Origin of the sequence: Corynebacterium aurimucosum ATCC 700975 (assembly GCF_000022905.1) — a bacterium.
Lineage (GTDB): Bacteria > Actinomycetota > Actinomycetes > Mycobacteriales > Mycobacteriaceae > Corynebacterium > Corynebacterium aurimucosum_F.
Window position 1 is genome coordinate 2,439,785 of the sequence record NC_012590.1, and the last position, 16,674, is coordinate 2,456,458.

The following is a 16,674-nucleotide window of genomic DNA, read 5'->3' on the forward strand; positions in this document are numbered from 1 at the left end:
AATTTAAGCCTTTCCCAAAGAGGTGGACACCACTGTGCCGCCGTCCGCGCCGTTGGCATAGCTGCCGGAGGCATGCGCGCCACCGGTGTAAGCCGCGCCCGCGTTCCACGCCGCGGCGACATCCACAGCATCGCGCGAGACTTCCACCTCGTGCACGCGCACGCCCCAGGCCCCCATCTGCGCGGAGATGGCGGTGACAGCTGCAGTTGCCGGGTCCGCGAGCAGCGGGCTGGACTCGGCACCGCGATCCTCCCGGATGGCGGCGAGGAAGCGCTTGCGGGACGCGCCCACAAGCAGCGGGAATTCGCCCTGGAGGAACTCCGGAAGAGCCTTGAGCAAAGCCCAGTTATCCTGCGGGGACTTGGCAAATCCCAGGCCCGGATCCACGACGATATTGTCGTGGGACACACCCGCCTGCAGGGCGTTATCGGCGAGCTTCGCCAGGGATTCGTGGACATCGCGCACAACGTCCCCGCCGTGGTCGGCCACACCGGCGGCCGAGCCGAATTGGACGGTGCGCCAGTGCATGAGGCACACCGGCAGGCCGGTGGCCGCCATGGTGCGGTACATGTCTGGGTCGGCAGCACCACCAGAGACGTCGTTGATCATGTCGACACCTGCCTCCGCGGCGGCTTGAGCAACCGAGGCCCGCATCGTGTCCACGGAAGTCTTAATCCCCTCCTCGCGCAGCGCCTTGATAACGGGCACGACGCGGCGCTCTTCCTCCTCGGCCGCTACGCGCACCGCACCCGGGCGGGTGGACTCGCCGCCGACATCGATCATGTCCGCGCCACAGGCGACAAGGTGGCGGGCGTGGTTGAGTGCATCGTCGATATTGATCCAGCGCCCACCGTCGGAGAAGGAATCCTCGGTGACGTTGACGATGCCCATGACCAGCGTGCGGCCGGGAACAGTGAGATCGCTGACTGCCATTGCTGCTAGCTCCTAATCAAGCTCATGACCTCCGCGCGGGAGGCGGCATTCTTCTTGAATCCGCCGCGCACCGCGGAGGTCGTCGTGGTCGCCCCCGGCTTGCGGATGCCGCGCATGGCCATGCACAGGTGCTCGCACTCGATGACGACGATGACGGACTGCGCGTGGAGAACCTCCACCAGTGCATCGGCGATCTGGCTGGTCAACCGCTCCTGCACCTGCGGGCGCTTGGCGTACATGTCCGCCAGGCGAGCCAGCTTGGACAGTCCGGTGACGTGTCCGTCGGTGCCAGGGATATAGCCGATATGCGCTGTGCCGTAGAAGGGCACGAGGTGGTGCTCGCAGGTGGAGTAGATGGGGATATCGCGCACGAGGACGAGCTCTTGGTGCTCCTCGGCAAAGGTCTTGTGCAGGACCTCAGTCGGATCCTGGTGGAGTCCTGCGAAGACCTCGGCATAGGCGCGGGCCACGCGGGCCGGGGTCTCGCGCAGGCCCTCGCGGTCGGGGTCCTCGCCCACCGCGATGAGCAGCTCACGGACGGCGGCTTCGGCGCGCTCGTGATCGAACTCGCGCTGCGCCGGGATGTTATCGCTCATTGTTCTGGCCGTCCTTGTATGGGTTGTTGCGGTATTCGTTCTCTCCCCAGCCGGGTGCTCCCCAGGAGTGGCCTTCTGGCTTGGCATGGCGACCGCGGCGTTCCGGTTCGCGCGGCTGCGGCTGAGGTTCTGGTTGCGGCTGGGATTCTGGCTGCGGAGCAGCGGCATTCGGCACACGCGGAATCTCTTGCGTGTCCTCGTGGCTGGGTCCGGCCTGCTCTGGGGCCACGGTTTCCTCCTGCGCCCCATCGCTGGCGGCCTCGTCTGCGCTGAGCTCGCGACCGGTGGGCTCGGTGATATCGGACTCGCCGAAGAAGGTATTGCCCTTCTCCGGATCCACGTAGTCACCTGCGTGCTGGCCAAAGCTGAAGCCGATCTCCTCGACCGGCGCCGCCGCTGTCGCGGCGGCCGTCTCGTCGCCGTTCTCCTTCGCGCGCTCGAGCTCCGCCTGGCGGCGCTCGCGGGCGGCACGGGAGGCGTCGAGAAGCGTCATGCGCTTCGGTAGCTCCTCACCGCGCTCCTGGGCAAGCTCGACCGGGGTCTTCACCGGCTCGCGGCCAGCCTGGCGCGGGAAGCGATCGTCCTCGTTCGGGAAGACGTCAAAAGCCTCGCGAGGCTCGATGCCCTCGAAGATGCCCTCGAGGTCCGGGCGGCGCAGGGTTTCCTTCTCTAAGAGCATCTCGGCGAGCTTATCCAGGTAGTCGCGGTGCTCGGACAGGATGTCATAGGCCTGCTGGTGCGCGCGGTCCAGCAGGTAGGCCATCTGCTCATCAATCTTGGCGGCCACGGCATCCGAGTAGTCGATGGAGCCGCCGCCGGCGGCATAGGCGAAGGGATCGCCCTGCTCCTTTCCGTACTTGACGGTGCCCAAATCCGGGCTGAAGCCGTACTCCGTGATCATGGAGCGCGCGATCTTGGTGGCCTGCTCGATATCGGAGGATGCACCGGTGGTGGGTGCGCCGAACACGAGCTCCTCTGCGGCGCGCCCGCCCATGGCGAAGACGAGGCGAGCGAAAAGCTCATCGCGGGTGTACATGCCCTTATCGTCTTCCTGCGCGGTCATGGCGTGGCCGCCGGTGCGTCCGCGGGCCAAGATGGTCACCTTGTAGACGCGCTCAATATCCTTCAGCGCCCACGCGGACAGGGTGTGGCCGCCCTCGTGGTAGGCGGTGACCTTCTTCTCGTGCTCGGAAATGATCTTGCCCTGGCGGCGCGGGCCGCCGACGACACGGTCGGTGGCCTCCTCCAACGCGTCATAGGTAATGACGTTGCCGCCGATGCGCGCGGTGAGCAGGGCGGCCTCGTTGAGCACGTTGGCCAGGTCCGCACCGGACATGCCAGCGGTGCGCTTGGCCAGCTGTGCCACGTCGACTTCCTTGGCCAGTGGCTTGTCCTTGGCGTGCACGCGCAGGATCTGCTCGCGGCCGGCCAGGTCCGGGTTGGTCACCGGGATCTGGCGGTCGAAGCGGCCGGGGCGCAGAAGCGCAGGGTCCAGGATATCGGGGCGGTTGGTCGCGGCGATGAGGATGACGCCTTCACGGTCGCCGAAGCCATCCATCTCCACGAGCAGCTGGTTCAGGGTCTGCTCGCGCTCATCGTGTCCACCGCCGGTGCCGGAACCACGCTGGCGGCCCACGGCGTCAATCTCATCGACGAAGATGATGCACGGGCTATTCTGTTTGGCCTGCTTGAACAGGTCGCGCACGCGGGAGGCACCCACGCCGACGAACATCTCCACGAAGTCGGAACCAGAAATGGAATAGAAGGGCACACCAGCCTCGCCCGCAACGGCGCGGGCCAGAAGGGTCTTACCGGTACCCGGCGGGCCATAAAGCAACACGCCGCGCGGGATCTTCGCACCCAGCTCATGGTAGCGCTCCGGATCATCCAGGAAGTCCTTGATCTCCTGCAGCTCATCCACAGCTTCATCCGCGCCGGCCACATCCGCGAAGGTGTTGGTGGGCATGTCCTTGGTCAGCTCCTTCGCCTTGGAGCCACCGATGCCGAACATGCCGCCCGCGCCCTGCTGCATGCGGGTCATCATCCAGAACAGCAACGCGAAGAGGATCAGCATCGGCAGCAGGAAGCTGATCATGGAGCCAATGAAGGAGTCCTGCGTGACCTTGGTCTGGTACTTATCCGCACCAGAATCCTTCACCGCGTTGAAGACCTGCTCGGAGGCGCGTGCCGGGTACTTGGCAATGACTTCCTCGATGCCCTCCTGCTCTTCTACCGTCACCGGTTCTCTGAGCTTGAGGCGCACCTGTTGCTCGCGATCATCGATCTGCGCTTCCTCGACGTTCTTAGAGCTCAACTGCTCCATGGCCACGGAGGTGTCGACCTGCTTGAAGCTCCGGGCATCGTTGCTAAAGAACGTAAAGGCGTACAGCAGAATGAGAACCAGGCCCGCAATCGAGCCATAGCGGATGATGTTCTTGTTTTTCATTAATTACCTTGCAAATTCGAGGCCTCAAACCAAAGAGGGCAAGAAAAGACTAGTCGTTGCTGTAGACCGCAGGCTCCAGGGTGCCCACGTAAGGCAGGTCGCGGTAGCGCTCCGCGAAATCCAGGCCATAGCCCACGACGAACTCATTCGGGATATCAAAGCCGACATCGAAGAGATCCAGCTCCGCCTTGACCACCTCGGGCTTGCGCAGCAGCGTGACCACTTCCAGGGAACGCGGCTGGCGGCCCTGCAGGTTGCGGATGAGCCAGGACAAGGTCAGGCCGGAATCGATGATGTCCTCCACGATGACCACATCGCGGCCCTCGATATCCCGGTCCAAGTCCTTCAGAATGCGCACCACACCCGAGGAGGAGGCTGAATTACCGTAGGAGGACACCGCCATGAACTCCAGCTGGGACGGGATAGCCAGCTTGCGGGCGAAATCCGTCAGGAAGAAGACCGCGCCCTTGAGCACGCAGACCAAGATGAGGTCCTCGTCGGTGTTGCTGTATTTCTCGGACACGCGATCCGCCATCTCCTGGATGCGCGCCTGAAGATCGTCTTCGGTGATGAGAACGTTTTTGATGTCCTCTCCATAAGGATTGGCGGGGACGGCTAAATCATGGTTATCGTGCACGTGAGCGCTCCTTTGCTGACCGAGGCAATAGTGACAGTTTGCCACCAACGCGTGCGACTTCCAACCTTGTACCTCTCTTTTCGCTGCGGACGGCGACGGGGCCCTGTCCATGCCACCGCGTGCACAGGGCATCGATGCCGCGCACTGCCTCGCGAGTAACCTCTACTCCTTCCTCGCGCAGCCACGCGGCGATCGCCCGGCGGCGCTTCGGTTCTGGGAGAGCGGCCAGCGCGGTGCAGTCGGTGGTGGGGTGGGTGCTGAGGAGGGCGTCGTCAAGCGCGGCGTCGTGGGCAGCCTGAGCCAAGGCCGGCACGGGGTCTCCGCCCACGATCTCCTGCAGGCGCGGGAGGATCTCGCGGCGCAGCGCCACACGCCGGAAAGACGCATCCTGGTTCTGAGGATCCTGCCAGACCTCCAGCCCCAGCTCCGCGCAGGCGGTCTCGGTCTGGGCGCGGCGCACGCTGAGCAGGGGGCGCAGGACGTGTACACCTTCGACCGCGGAGCGCTCGCGCATGCCCGCGACCTTTCCCCGCAGAACGCTCAACAGCAGGGTTTCGGCCTGGTCATCGGCGGTATGCGCCACCGCCACCTCACCCCAGGGCGCGAAGGCACGGTACCGGGCGGCGCGGGCTTCGGCCTCCACGGAGCCTTGCTTGCCGACGTCCACCCGCAACACCTCCGCCCCCGCTCCCAAGGCGCGGGCCTGCTCGGCAGCCCGGCGCGCCTGCGCGGCCGAGCCTTCCTGCAAACCGTGGTCGACGCACAGCGCTGTCACATCGTGCCCCTCCGCGAGGAGTGCTGCGGTCAGCGCCAAGGAATCGGCGCCGCCGGACAGGCCCACCGCGATGGCGCGCGGTTGCTCACCCACCACGGCGCGCGCAGCGACGCGGCAGGCCAAGAAGTTGGGGCTTGTGCGCGGCCAAAAAGGTTTCTTAGAAGTCATGGAGCGCAGCGGCGAGAGCATCTTGGGCCTGGCGGGCGGAGGTGACTTCACCATCGTTGACTAAGAAGGCGAAGGCGTAAACGCGGCCCGACTGCCCCTGGGCGGTGCCGGTCAGCGCGGAAGTTCCCGTGAGGGTGCCGGTCTTGGCGCGGACGTACCCGCGGGCGGGCGACTCGTGATAGCGCTCGTAGAGGGTTCCTTCGCCGCCGGCGAGAGGGAGGTAGCCCAGGAGTGGGCGTAGCTCGTCGGTGCCTACGGCTTGGTCCGCGATGTGGGCGAGGAGCCCGGCGGGAATGCGGTTATCGCGGGAGAGGCCGGAGCCGTCTTTGAGGGTGACGCCATTGACGTCGATGCCGGCGCCGCGCAGCTCGTCGAGGATGGCCGTCGTGGCGCCCTCGAAGCTTGCTTCCGTGCCCTGGCTGACGGCTAGCTCGCGGGCGATGGCCTCCGCCATGACGTTGTCAGAATCTTTCGCGGCTTGCTGGGCTCGCAAGGCCAGCGGCTCGGATTCCGTAGTGGCGATGACCTCGGAGTTTTCAGGGGAAGCGGCGATATCCGCCTTGTCGGTACCCAGGCGGGTGGCCAACGCGCGGGCAACATCGAGGGCAGGCTCGCGGGAGCGCGGAACGTCACCGGTCTTCTCCCCGATGCGCCCGCCATAGAGCATGGCCGGCTGGATGGGGGCGACATAACCGCCGTCGATATTGTCATCGTCCCAGCCCGGTGCCTGGTCGGGGCCGGCCCAGATGGAGGTGTCGATGGAGACCCGCGTGACGGTATCCATCTTCTGCTGGATCTGTTCCGCCAGCTCATCGAGGCGCTCGTCCGTCAGCCAGACATCGCCAGTGGCCTTGATAACGACTTCGCCTTCGTGCTCACCTGTGACCACTTCGGTGGTGAGGCGTTCTTCCTCATCGAGAGCAAGTGTTGCTGCGGCGAGGGTAAGGACCTTGGTGGCGGAGGCCGGGGTCAGCGGCTTCGCAGGCTCGCGCTCCCACAGCACCTCGTGGGTGGTGGTGTCAATGACCTGCCCGCCGAAGGTGGCTAAAGCCTTGTCCTTGCCCAGCTCATCCAACCTGGCTTTAAGCGCAGCGGCGTCGATATCGCCGGGCTCGACGGGCTGGACCAGTGTTGTGGGTTCTTCCTGCTTATAGGGCTGGCCGTGGTCCAGGTGATCGTAGGTGCGCTGGACTTCTACGCCCACGGCGGCCGTCGCCGCCACGGCACCAGCCGTGACGAGGGCCGCAGTACTCCACCAGACATGCTTAGCTTTCATCGCCCTTTAGACTAGCGCGGTAGACTAAGCGGAGCACATACCAACCTATTAGTTATGGAGGATTCAGCCGTGAGCGTTGAAGTAACCATCGAGATCCCTAAGGGCTCCCGCAACAAGTACGAGATCGACCACGAGACCGGCAAGGTCCACCTCGACCGCTACCTGTTCACCCCGATGGCCTACCCGGCTGACTACGGCTTCATCGACCACACCCTGGGTGAGGACGGCGACCCGTTGGATGCACTGGTGATCCTCCCGGAGCCGGTTTTCCCCGGCGTTGTTGTGGAGGCTCGTGTCCTCGGCGTGTTCAAGATGACCGATGAGGCCGGCGGCGACGACAAGCTGCTCGCCGTCGTCGATGACCCGCGCTGGGAGCGCTACCAGGACATCAACGATGTGGAGCAGCACATCAAGGATGAGATCGAGCACTTCTTCACCCGCTACAAGGACCTGGAGCCGAACAAGGAAGTTACCGGCTCCGGCTGGGGCGACAAGGCTGAGGCAGAGAAGATCCTCGAAGAGGCTAAGGCTCGCTTCAAGTAATTCGCGTTTCTAGGGACGTTTCGATCAAATAGGGCCCCAGACTCGGGGGGTTGAGAGGCCTTATTTGATCGAAACGTCCTTTTTCTTTGTCACCGCGACAACTCCTCATTCGTGACGTACGATTCGATCAAATAGGGGGCCGAAAACAGCGGTTTCTGGGGGTTTATTTGTTAGAAACGTACTCATCGGGGGCACATGGAAATTTTCGAGGGACACGCGGGCACTCGCCGCGCGGCTAAGGGGCAAGCAATCAAGATTTGTCGCGGTCTGTATTTATCTGCGGTGCCAACGCCGCGCGAGCTCGCTGAAATCGTCTCGCGGCGTTGGCCAGACTCAGCCTTGGATGGCTATTCTGCCGCCCAGCAATATCTTGGCCAAGAGCTGACTTTTCCGCTTCACTTCCTGCGCGCAGGAACGATGGCATCAAGCACGTACTTTCGCAGCAGGCGGGCGCGGCCCAAGGCGCTGGGCAGCATGAACGGGGTGAACGTCTGCAGCCCGCTGCAATGTATCGAGGCGATGGCGCAGGAGGATGCCGTGGCCTTCATCGAGGCCTTCTTCGCTGGGCCGCACGGGCGCTCGCGCATCGAGACCGAGCAGTTGGACTTTCGCCGCCTGCCCAAGCACACGCGTGAGGTGCTGGAAAAGGCCATCGTCGGGGCGGATAGCAAGCCGGAGCGCGACCTGACCCGGGGTCTCGAGCCCCACGTCAAGGTCCGCAACAACGTGCGGGTTGGGCCCTACCGCTGGGACCTGCTCCTAGAGGAGCACAAGGTGGCCATCGAGGTGGACGGATACGCCTATCACAAAGGCGAGAACCGGCAGCGTTTCGAAATCGACCGCCAGAAGCTTAACGACGCCATCCAGCGCGGCTACCGGCCCCTCCACTTCACCGCCGCCACGATTGAGCACCACCTTGACGTCGCTGTTCACCAGGTTCTCGCGGTCATTAAAGGGCGGGGTGAGTTCATTCCTCCGCCGTGGAAGTGGCACCACTACTGGCGGTGGGAAGGCGAGCGTTGCGGCTAGGTCGCCGCAACGTACTTGGGAGCCGCAACGTAATTAGGAGCTGCAGTGGGATGCGAGCCAGCCGTCGAGCTCAGATTCCGAGGCATCGGGAGCGATGGGGTCCTCGGCGAATTCCTCGCCCGTGCGCGCCTTGTCCTTGGCCGTAGTGAGCATGAGCGAGCGGCCATCCGGATAATCCAGGACCACGTTGGCGGAGGCATAGCCGGCAGTCGGCTCGCCGAAGGTGCGCACGTTGTCAAGCCCACGGAAAGCCAGGAGGGTGGCCTCGCCGGAGGAGGCGGTCTCGTCGTCGGTAAGCACGGCGACGGGAACGTCGAGCTTGCCGCCCGACGTGGTGGTGGGTGTGCCGCCACCGGTGACGGAATTGCCATCGATGACCACATCAGATGTGCCCATGCGGCTAACGAAGGAGAGCGCGGTGCCATCCGGCAGCAGGGGGCTTAAGCCCGCGTACATCGGGCCCATGTCACCGCCGCCATTGCCGCGCAGGTCCACCACGGCAGCACAGGCCTCCGGGTGGGCGGTCAGACCTTGAGCGAGCGTGTCGGCGTAGGCCTGGCCGTCATCGTGGCGGCCGATGGAGGGCACGGCAGCGCGCAGGACGCCGTCTTTGAAGTCGACCGAAGGCTCAGTGCTTTCGGCGGCTTTCTCCTTTTCGGTGCTAAAAACGTTGGAGTGTTTGCCGCCGGCGGCGTTGATGGCGGCATCGAGGAGCTCGGCGTTCGTGGGGTCCTCCTTGAAGGCCTCGCGGGCGCGCTGGAATTCCTCGCTCTCGCCATAAATTCCGGAGATAGCTGCGGTGTCCACCATCGCGGTGTTGATGCGCTTCTCACTGGCATTGAAGAGGAAATAGGGCTTGCCCAGCAGCGCCCCACCATAGGAGGGGCCGAAGAAGTACACAGCCGCGGCCACGGCGATGAGGGCAACGAGAAAGAGTCCGCCGAAAATTTTCAGTACAGTTTTCATTCTTTCCTTCCTCCCGTGCGCAGCACGTAGCCGCGCAAGGGTTCAACAAGGACAATGGCGAGCAGCGTGACCAGCCAGCCTACGGCCAGGAAACCAAAGGCCATGAGCATGCGGCCGAGAACGTCGACATTGCTTTGCTCGACGCTGGAGAAGAACATCAGCGCGGCGATACTGCCGCCAAAAAGGAAACCGAAGAAGCTCAAGCCCACCACCGGCCCCATGATGGTCAGGGCACCGGAGCGGAACTGGAATCCGCGCGGCACGCCCATGAGATCCAGGGAGCGGATGAGCTCCTTGTCCTCAAAGATGCCGGAAACCTGGCCCAGGATGATGGACATGGTGGTCAGTGTGAAGCCAAAAATGAGGGTTAATAGAACACCAGTGGAGATGTCTTTGAACACCACGTTCATCCCCGGGTCTTCCTTCAGAACCATGGCCAAGGCATCAGAGCCCAGGGGCGCGGCAACGAGGAAGCCCGTCAAGTATCCGAAGAAGCCGATGGCAGCACTCCGCTTCCATGCCGGGCGTGCGTTACCCGCTACGCGCTGGCAGGCCACGAAGTGCGCGTTTCCAGGAAAGAGGGACATGATGTGTGCGCCGAGCTGCAGGATGAAAGGGGAAATGAGGTTGATGCTCATCACCATGCCGAACATGACCACGATGACCATAGCGGTCGGCGGCCCCGCCTTGCCGGAAAGCAGAACACCACCGATACCCGCGATGATGAGGAAGACAATGACGCGCCACCAGCGGTAGGCCGCAGGCATCTGGCGCTTGGCGACGCCCAGCGGGCTCACGCGCACGCGCTGCATGCCGGCGAGTGCGGCGCCGATGGCCAGCAGGAAGAGCACACCGGCCACGGCCAGGTAGCCCCACCACGGGAGGAGAATCTCGGATACAGCAATAGAACGCATCTGGAAATCCACCTGGGTAAAGACCGGCGCGACGAGCAGGCTGATAAGCCCGCCGAGCACGATGCCGATGATGGCCTGCAGGCCCGTCTCGACGATGACCATGCGCTCCACCTGGCGGGAACTCAATCCCAACAAGCGTAGGGTGGCCAGGCGCTGCTCCCGGCCGGAAGCACCCAGGACGGCGGCTTGGGCGGTGAGGTTGAACAGCGCCGGAAGAATAAACGCGCAGGCCAGCAGGGCCAGGGCGAACCAGGGATAGAGGAAGGCCTCCATCTCATTGCCGAAGGCCTCCTGGAGAGTCGGCGCAGCCTCCTCGACATGCTGAGCGCGCTCCCAGAACATCCAGGTACCACCCGCAACCAGGAAGGCGATGGCGGAACCAATGGTCAGGCTCACAATTGCCAGAAGCGAGACAATACCCGTGCCCGAGCGCGCGCGAATCGATTCGCGCTGCAGGTCAAAGACTAAAGTCGCGGTGTTCATCGGATCACCTCGAGGCGGCGGTCATCGTGGATGATGCCATCGCGGATCTCCACGCGGCGCTGCATCCAGTCGGCCACCTTCGGGTCGTGCGTGACCATGACCAGGCTGGCACCGGACTGACGCACGATGGTGGTCAGCATCTGCATGACCTCGTGACCGGTGGACTGATCCAGCGCACCAGTCGGCTCATCGGCGAAGACGACGCCCGGAGAAGCCACCAGCGCACGCGCAATGGTCACGCGCTGTGCCTGGCCGCCGGAGACCTGCGCCGGGCGACGCTCCGCCAAACCACCCAGGCCCAGCTGGTCCAGCAGCTCCATCGCGCGCTTGCGGGCCGCACCACGCGAAGCGCCGTTGAGCATCGCTGGAAGTGCCACGTTGTCCACGTTGCTCAGCTCCGGCAAGAGCTGGCCGTCTTGGAAGACGAAGCCGAAGTTGCGAAGGCGGAGGCGGGAGCGGGGGCCGTCGCCAAGCGCGGAGAGCTCCTCATCCCCGTAGCGCACGCTGCCGTGCGTGGGGGTCAGCACGCCGGACATGCAGTGCAGCAGCGTGGACTTGCCGGAACCAGACGGCCCCATGACGGCCACGAGCTCGCCCGTTTCAACGTCGAGGGAGATTCCGGCGAGCACCGGGCCGCCGCCGAAATCCTTGGTGATGTCTGTCAGGGAAAGTGTCTGTGCCATGTCTCTCATTTCACCGTGAAGGGCCCTCATAAAGAACAGTCCTAGCGTTGCTCTTTAAGGTAGTGCCAGCACTACCCCTGTAGTCGGTAGCGCCCGTTATGCTGAAAGCCGTGTTCCGAAGAAAGCCCCAGCCCACCAACCATGAGCAGCAGCAGGCGCAGAAGATTGCGCAGCTCACGGCCTCGCGCCGCGCCATCGCGGATGCCTATGAGGTGGAGCGCGCACGCATCGAGCGCGACTTGCACGACGGCGCGCAGCAGTATCTTGTGGCCGCGAGCATGAAGTTGGGGGAGGCTCTTCTCGACGCCCCCTCTGAAATCGCCGAGCTTCTCACCGCTGCCAAGCAGGACGTGGACCGCGGCCTGCACTCCCTGCGCGCCACGGTGCACGGCATCCACCCGCAAGTCCTACAGGATCACGGTTTGGTCGCCGCGCTTGCCGACGTCTCTTCCTCCCACGGCCCCCACGTCAGCGTCTTCGCCCCGCATCCTTTGCCCAAGCTTTCCGCCTCCGTGCTGGCCTGCGGCTATTTCTTCGGCACGGAGGCTCTGACGAATGCGGCCAAGCACGCGCCCGGCGCGCCGGTGTCTGTTTTAGTGACCGCGGATGCCTCCTTGAAAATCACCGTGGTGGATGAGGGCCCGGGTGGCGCGCAGGTTTTACAAGGTCACGGCTTGGCGGGGATGGCGGAGCGCCTCGCCGCCTTTGGCGGAGAGATGACGCTGTCCTCTCCCCCGGGCGGGCCCACGAGGCTGGCGTGCTCGATTCCTCTTCTTCTCGATCGCGGACAGTCAGGAGTTTAAGAAATGAGTTTGAGAATCGTGGTGGCGGATGACTCCGCCATTTTGCGCGAGGGTCTCGCCGGCTTGTTGGAGCGCCGCGGGCATTCGATTGTGGGCCAGGCAGATTCCGCCCCGGCGTTGGAAGCCGTGGTGGACAAGCTGCGCGATGAGCTTCCGGATATCGTCATCACGGACGTGCGCATGCCGCCGGGCATGGGTGATGATGGCTTGAAAGCCGCCGTAAACTTGAGAAATGCATACCCGGGCTTACCCGTCATGGTGCTCTCCCAGTATGTAGCTCCGGCTTACGCGGTGGAGCTCTTCGACTCCCCCGATGCCGGTACCGGCTACCTGTTGAAGGACCGTGTCTCCGAGGTGCGGGACTTCCTCTCCAGCCTGGACGTGGTGGCCCAGGGCGGCACCGTCATCGATCCCACCGTGGCGCAGGCTTTAATGAGCTCTGGGCGCAGCGGCTTAGGCGAGCTCACCCCGCGCGAACGCGAGGTCCTCGAACTCATGTCGCGCGGCAAGTCCAACAAGGACATCGCCGCCGAGCTCGTCCTGTCTTCCGCCGCGGTGGCCAAGCACGTCTCCAATATCTTCACCAAGTTGCGGCTGGACCCCAGCGAGGACAACCGCCGCGTGAAAGCCATTCTGGAGTACCTCTCAGCGCACCGCTAAAGCCCAAGGCGAGCATCGAATGCTGCTATGAGGCGTTGAGATAGAGCGGGATCGTGCTCATTGGGTTCGCGGAATTGTAGCGCACATACTATCTAGCACGCTGCGCCAGTGCTCAAGGCGTGCGGCGTCGGGTGCCGGCTGCGGCTTCCCGTCGAGCTGCACCACCGGGGTAATCCCGTGCAAGGCGTTGAGGGTCCACAACTCTAGGCCGGCAAGATCGGACAGGCCGAGCTTGCGCTTTTCGACGCTCCCCTCTTCTCCCACCGCAGCAACCAGCAGAGACTCAGTGACCGAACGCAGCCGAGGCGCGTCCATCGTGAGCATCGTGTCGCCATCCCAGGCGATGAGCGCTGCGGTGGTGGTTTCGCAGACCACGCCCTCGTCGGAGATGAGCAAGGTATCGTCCTGCTCACGAAGCTCTGAGAACAGCACCAGATTCGGCCCCTTGACATGCGGATATTCCACTGTTGCCGTGGCGCTGTGCAAGCGGGTAGTTTTCCGCTGTTCGGGAAGGGGGCGCAGGCGGAGTGCGAAGCCGCTGGGGCCGGCCTCCAGACGCGGGAACCACCGCCCCCGAGCGGGCAGGTGTTCCTGGACTGCGTGGAGGAAGGATCGAGGGGAGTCCATCCCCAAGGCCTCTGTACCCGCGGTAAAGCGCTCGCAGTGTAGCTCAAAGCCGCGCACCTGGCCCTCTTCAAGACGGAAGGAGTCGATCAGCACGGGCTCGGGAAGCGATGGGACGGGAAGCAGCTCGCCCGCTTCGAAGCGGTAGCAGTGCTCCCCGGGGAAGGCCTGCCCGCAAAGTTTGAGGAGCGGGGCGGACTTATCCACGATCTCCTGCCACTCGGCATCCGGGTCCGAAAGAGCCAGCACCGCTCCACCAACGCCATAATGCAGTCTCCCGGAATGCAGGACGATGCTGCGGATAGTCATAGCGAAATCAGCGCTGCCATCGCAACCGAGATAGCCGATCGCACCGGAGTACACCCCACGCGGCGCGGCCTCGAGCTCACGGATGATCTCCATGGTGCGGACTTTCGGCGCACCGGTCATAGAGCCACCGGGAAAGGTGGAGCGGAGGACGTCGATAAGCGAGGCATCCGGGCACAACCGAGCAGAAACGGTGGAGACCAACTGGTGCACGGTGGCAAAGCTGCGAACCACGAAGAGTTCTTCGGCATGCACGGTGCCTGGAATCCCCACACGGGTGAGATCGTTGCGCACTAGGTCAACGATCATGAGGTTTTCCGCGTGATCCTTCGGGTTACTGGCCAGGTCCGCCCGCAGCTGTTCATCGGCGGTGGGGTTGTGGCCACGTGGGCGGGTGCCTTTGATCGGCTCCGAGCAGACGACGCCGCCAGACACTTTAAGGAAGCGTTCCGGGGAGGCGCTAGCCACTGCGAGCTCAGGGAGCACCAACAACGAACGCATCGGCGCGGGCACCTGCTGCCGAAGGCGCTGGTAGAGGGCCAGCGGATCGAGATCGGCTGCCGCCTCGAGACTGGTAGTGAGGCAGACTTCGTAGGTCTCACCCGCACTGATGAGCTCTTGAGCGCGGCGAATCTTCTCCTTATAGGCGGCGGCAGTATCGCGGCAGCTCAGCGGGCTAATCGTACTGGTGTCGATTCGCCGTTGCTGAACAGGGTGGCCTGCGAGTCTTTCAAGGAGCCGCCAGGTCTGTGCCAGCCAGGAGGCCGCGGAATCCTCGCAAATCAGCTGCACTCGCTGCCCTTGGATGGCCACCACGCCTAGCGTGCGGAAGAGACCATGAGGGTGGGGTGTGGGCAAACCGCCGAGGGCCTCGTAACCCAGAAAGCCGAACACGCCCGGAACGCCGAGGCACCCCGCGGGGCGGGAAAAGCGAGGGGGCTCCGCGAGGGCTTCGAGGCCCACCGATTCCCCCAACGGGGCGATGAGTGAGGTGCCCTCGAACTCTAGCAGCGCCCCTTTGCCGCCTAGGACATCGAAGACGTCGAGGGGATCGATGGTGAGGTGGCGCTCCTCCACATGCAGTGATGGCAGGGACGCAGCAGGAGTTGTACCGGCTGTGCTGGCAGTGGCGGCCGCCTCTATTGCTTCAGGGCAAGCGATAGCGAGGAAGTTCTCGAACAGCCGGAGGCCATGGTCGCTGCAGATCGATTCCGGGTGGTACTGCACACCCCACCAGCGACGTTCTTCACTACACCCGGCCATGATGAGGCCTTCTGCTGTATGAGCAAGCGCCTTCATACCGGCTGGCAGCTCATCCACCACTAGGGAGTGATAGCGCACCACGTCGTGGCAGGAAGGAATCCCGGCATAGAGCGGGTCCTCGGCGCAGTGGATGCTGCTTACCAGCCCGTGTACAGGTTTCGGCGCCAACACGATCCGCGCGCCGAGGTGCTGGGCCATCGCCTGGAAGCCCAGACACACCCCCAGCACCGGCACCGCAGCACGTTTCAACACCTCAGCACAAAAGCCAATGTCCGCTGCACGCTCAGGGGTTCCCGGCCCCGGTGAGAGAACCACCGCGTGGTAGCCAGTCAGCGGCACGGGCTCGGTGTTAGGGGTGACCGTCACCTCAGCACCTAATCGCACCAGGTAGTCCACGATGTTGAAGGTGAAGGAGTCAAAGTTATCCACCACGAGCACTCGAGAGCCAAAGAAGCGACCCGAGGGGTCTCCGGGGATAAGCGCGACAGTGCTGGAGTTCATCACCTGAATAAGTGTGGCATAAGGGAGCGCCGGGGCCGAAAGTGCTACTCACGCTACAGTGTCCCACCAGCCTCACAACCGCACCCGCGTAAGCTGGTGCGCATGCAGAACGTACAACCCACCGAAGTACCCGAGAACGCCCAGCTTATCGACGTCCGCGAGGACCACGAGTGGAACACCGAGCACGCCCAAGGCGCCACCCACATCCCGATGGGAGACCTAGTCGAGCGTCTCGACGAGATTGACCCGGACCGCGATATCTACGTCATCTGCCATGCAGGCGGGCGCAGCATGCAGGTCTGCCAGTACCTCGAGCAGGCGAAGGGCTGGGACGTCATCAACGTCGAGGGCGGCACGGATGGTTGGAAAGCACAAGGCTGCCCTATGGTTTACCCAAACCACTAGTGGTACCATTTGCGGTACCATACAGGTGTGGTTTCCAAGATAGAAAAGATCCTCACAAAGATGCGGACCTCACGGACAAACGTCCGCTTCTCAGAGCTGCAACTTGTGTGTGACTTCTATTTCGAACGCCAAGAAAGCGCCGGGAATAAGCGGCGTGGAACTTCGCACGTTGTTTACAAAACCCCATGGCAGGGAGACCCCCGAGTCAATATCCAAGAGGGCCGCAATGGGAAAGCGAAGCCCTTTCAGATTCGCCAAGTTTTAGCCGCCATCGACCGCCTCCCCTAGGAGCAGATCATGAATCTCGCAGACAAATACACCTACCAAACCGCTTGGTCAGAAGAAGATGGCGAGTTCGTTGCCACAGTCCTAGAGTTCCCTTCCCTGTCATGGCTGGACACAACCGCGGCCACCGCAGAAGCCGAGTTGCGCAGCGTCGTCGAAGAAACTCTAGAAGATATGCAACGCAACAATGAACGCATCCCGGAACCATTCGGGCAGCGAAGCTTTTCGGGGAAGTTCAACCTCCGCATACCTCAGTCACTTCACCGAGACCTAACCATCGAAGCAGAACGGGAAGGCGTTTCTCTCAACACACTCATCGTGCAGAAGCTAGCCTCAGCCTGAAACTAATGGGCCACAACCCATGATTTAAGTTTGCCA

General features: G+C 63.5%; 16 protein-coding genes. 6 read left to right on the top strand and 10 right to left on the bottom strand.

Annotated features, from left to right (window positions below):
* Positions 1-3: 3 nt before the first annotated feature.
* From folP to dacB, 6 genes are read right to left on the bottom strand one after another with little or no spacing between them, the layout of a single operon-like run.
* Complete coding sequence (folP, locus tag CAURI_RS11750; RefSeq protein WP_010188820.1) at positions 4-933, bottom strand: dihydropteroate synthase; 930 nt, start codon at positions 931-933, stop codon at positions 4-6.
* Between the two features lie 5 nt (positions 934-938).
* Complete coding sequence (folE, locus tag CAURI_RS11755) at positions 939-1,529, bottom strand: GTP cyclohydrolase I FolE (RefSeq protein WP_010188819.1); 591 nt, start codon at positions 1,527-1,529, stop codon at positions 939-941.
* Entirely contained in the window at positions 1,519-3,975 is a 2,457-nt protein-coding gene (ftsH, locus tag CAURI_RS11760; protein ID WP_010188818.1) for an ATP-dependent zinc metalloprotease FtsH, read from the bottom strand. Before ftsH ends, folE begins: the two co-directional genes overlap by 11 nt.
* Positions 3,976-4,024: 49 nt before the next feature.
* Positions 4,025-4,612 carry a hypoxanthine phosphoribosyltransferase gene (hpt, locus tag CAURI_RS11765; RefSeq protein ID WP_010188817.1) on the bottom strand — a complete coding sequence of 196 codons (588 nt, stop codon included), beginning with the start codon at positions 4,610-4,612 and terminating at the stop codon, positions 4,025-4,027.
* The gene (tilS, locus tag CAURI_RS11770; protein WP_012715316.1) at positions 4,602-5,555 is read right to left on the bottom strand and encodes a tRNA lysidine(34) synthetase TilS; all 954 of its coding nucleotides are present in this window, start codon (positions 5,553-5,555) and stop codon (positions 4,602-4,604) included. The genes hpt and tilS overlap by 11 nt, the downstream gene beginning before the upstream one ends.
* Entirely contained in the window at positions 5,545-6,831 is a 1,287-nt protein-coding gene (gene dacB / locus CAURI_RS11775) for a D-alanyl-D-alanine carboxypeptidase/D-alanyl-D-alanine endopeptidase (protein WP_010188814.1), read from the bottom strand. Before dacB ends, tilS begins: the two co-directional genes overlap by 11 nt.
* A gap of 69 nt (positions 6,832-6,900) precedes the next feature.
* On the opposite strand from dacB, the gene CAURI_RS11780 reads away from it, so the two are divergent.
* Positions 6,901-7,374 (top strand): inorganic diphosphatase, encoded by a 474-nt coding sequence (locus CAURI_RS11780; protein ID WP_010188812.1) that lies wholly within the window; start codon positions 6,901-6,903, stop codon positions 7,372-7,374.
* A 195-nt stretch (positions 7,375-7,569) separates the two neighbouring features.
* Positions 7,570-8,403 (top strand): endonuclease domain-containing protein, encoded by an 834-nt coding sequence (locus tag CAURI_RS11785; protein WP_012715317.1) that lies wholly within the window; start codon positions 7,570-7,572, stop codon positions 8,401-8,403.
* Positions 8,404-8,436: 33 nt separating this feature from the next.
* On the opposite strand, the gene CAURI_RS11790 is transcribed toward CAURI_RS11785, so the two are convergent.
* The 3 genes from CAURI_RS11790 to CAURI_RS11800 are packed head-to-tail and all read right to left on the bottom strand — an operon-like array spanning position 8,437 to position 11,449.
* A complete protein-coding gene (locus CAURI_RS11790) occupies positions 8,437-9,369 on the bottom strand; it encodes a S41 family peptidase (RefSeq protein WP_010188808.1) in 933 nt (310 codons plus the stop codon).
* Positions 9,366-10,766 carry an FtsX-like permease family protein gene (locus tag CAURI_RS11795; protein WP_010188806.1) on the bottom strand — a complete coding sequence of 467 codons (1,401 nt, stop codon included), beginning with the start codon at positions 10,764-10,766 and terminating at the stop codon, positions 9,366-9,368. Before CAURI_RS11795 ends, CAURI_RS11790 begins: the two co-directional genes overlap by 4 nt.
* Positions 10,763-11,449: an ABC transporter ATP-binding protein gene (locus CAURI_RS11800; RefSeq protein ID WP_010188804.1), complete on the bottom strand. Its 687-nt coding sequence runs from the start codon at positions 11,447-11,449 to the stop codon at positions 10,763-10,765. Before CAURI_RS11800 ends, CAURI_RS11795 begins: the two co-directional genes overlap by 4 nt.
* A gap of 98 nt (positions 11,450-11,547) precedes the next feature.
* Between CAURI_RS11800 and CAURI_RS11805 the strand changes: the two genes are divergently transcribed.
* Positions 11,548-12,252, top strand: coding sequence for a sensor histidine kinase (locus CAURI_RS11805; protein WP_010188803.1), 705 nt, complete (start codon positions 11,548-11,550; stop codon positions 12,250-12,252).
* Between the two features lie 3 nt (positions 12,253-12,255).
* Entirely contained in the window at positions 12,256-12,912 is a 657-nt protein-coding gene (locus CAURI_RS11810) for a LuxR C-terminal-related transcriptional regulator (protein WP_012715319.1), read from the top strand.
* Between the two features lie 57 nt (positions 12,913-12,969).
* On the opposite strand, the gene pabB is transcribed toward CAURI_RS11810, so the two are convergent.
* Complete coding sequence (gene pabB, locus CAURI_RS11815) at positions 12,970-15,606, bottom strand: aminodeoxychorismate synthase component I (RefSeq protein ID WP_012715320.1); 2,637 nt, start codon at positions 15,604-15,606, stop codon at positions 12,970-12,972.
* Positions 15,607-15,708: 102 nt separating this feature from the next.
* Here pabB and CAURI_RS11820 point away from each other — a divergent pair, with 102 nt between their 5' ends.
* Positions 15,709-16,011: a rhodanese-like domain-containing protein gene (locus tag CAURI_RS11820; RefSeq protein ID WP_010188796.1), complete on the top strand. Its 303-nt coding sequence runs from the start codon at positions 15,709-15,711 to the stop codon at positions 16,009-16,011.
* A 297-nt stretch (positions 16,012-16,308) separates the two neighbouring features.
* Complete coding sequence (locus CAURI_RS11825; protein ID WP_010188794.1) at positions 16,309-16,638, top strand: type II toxin-antitoxin system HicB family antitoxin; 330 nt, start codon at positions 16,309-16,311, stop codon at positions 16,636-16,638.
* Positions 16,639-16,674 lie beyond the last annotated feature (36 nt).

Coding starts and splice junctions, on each gene's coding strand:
- CAURI_RS11795 (WP_010188806.1), bottom strand. CDS start 10,766: ATGAACACCGCGACTTTAGTCTTTGACCTGCAGCGCGAATCGATTCGC.
- CAURI_RS11805 (WP_010188803.1), top strand. CDS start 11,548: ATGCTGAAAGCCGTGTTCCGAAGAAAGCCCCAGCCCACCAACCATGAG.
- folE (WP_010188819.1), bottom strand. CDS start 1,529: ATGAGCGATAACATCCCGGCGCAGCGCGAGTTCGATCACGAGCGCGCC.
- pabB (WP_012715320.1), bottom strand. CDS start 15,606: ATGAACTCCAGCACTGTCGCGCTTATCCCCGGAGACCCCTCGGGTCGC.
- CAURI_RS11820 (WP_010188796.1), top strand. CDS start 15,709: ATGCAGAACGTACAACCCACCGAAGTACCCGAGAACGCCCAGCTTATC.
- CAURI_RS11810 (WP_012715319.1), top strand. CDS start 12,256: ATGAGTTTGAGAATCGTGGTGGCGGATGACTCCGCCATTTTGCGCGAG.
- folP (WP_010188820.1), bottom strand. CDS start 933: ATGGCAGTCAGCGATCTCACTGTTCCCGGCCGCACGCTGGTCATGGGC.
- CAURI_RS11790 (WP_010188808.1), bottom strand. CDS start 9,369: ATGAAAACTGTACTGAAAATTTTCGGCGGACTCTTTCTCGTTGCCCTC.
- ftsH (WP_010188818.1), bottom strand. CDS start 3,975: ATGAAAAACAAGAACATCATCCGCTATGGCTCGATTGCGGGCCTGGTT.
- CAURI_RS11825 (WP_010188794.1), top strand. CDS start 16,309: ATGAATCTCGCAGACAAATACACCTACCAAACCGCTTGGTCAGAAGAA.
- dacB (WP_010188814.1), bottom strand. CDS start 6,831: ATGAAAGCTAAGCATGTCTGGTGGAGTACTGCGGCCCTCGTCACGGCT.
- tilS (WP_012715316.1), bottom strand. CDS start 5,555: ATGACTTCTAAGAAACCTTTTTGGCCGCGCACAAGCCCCAACTTCTTG.
- CAURI_RS11800 (WP_010188804.1), bottom strand. CDS start 11,449: ATGGCACAGACACTTTCCCTGACAGACATCACCAAGGATTTCGGCGGC.
- CAURI_RS11785 (WP_012715317.1), top strand. CDS start 7,570: ATGGAAATTTTCGAGGGACACGCGGGCACTCGCCGCGCGGCTAAGGGG.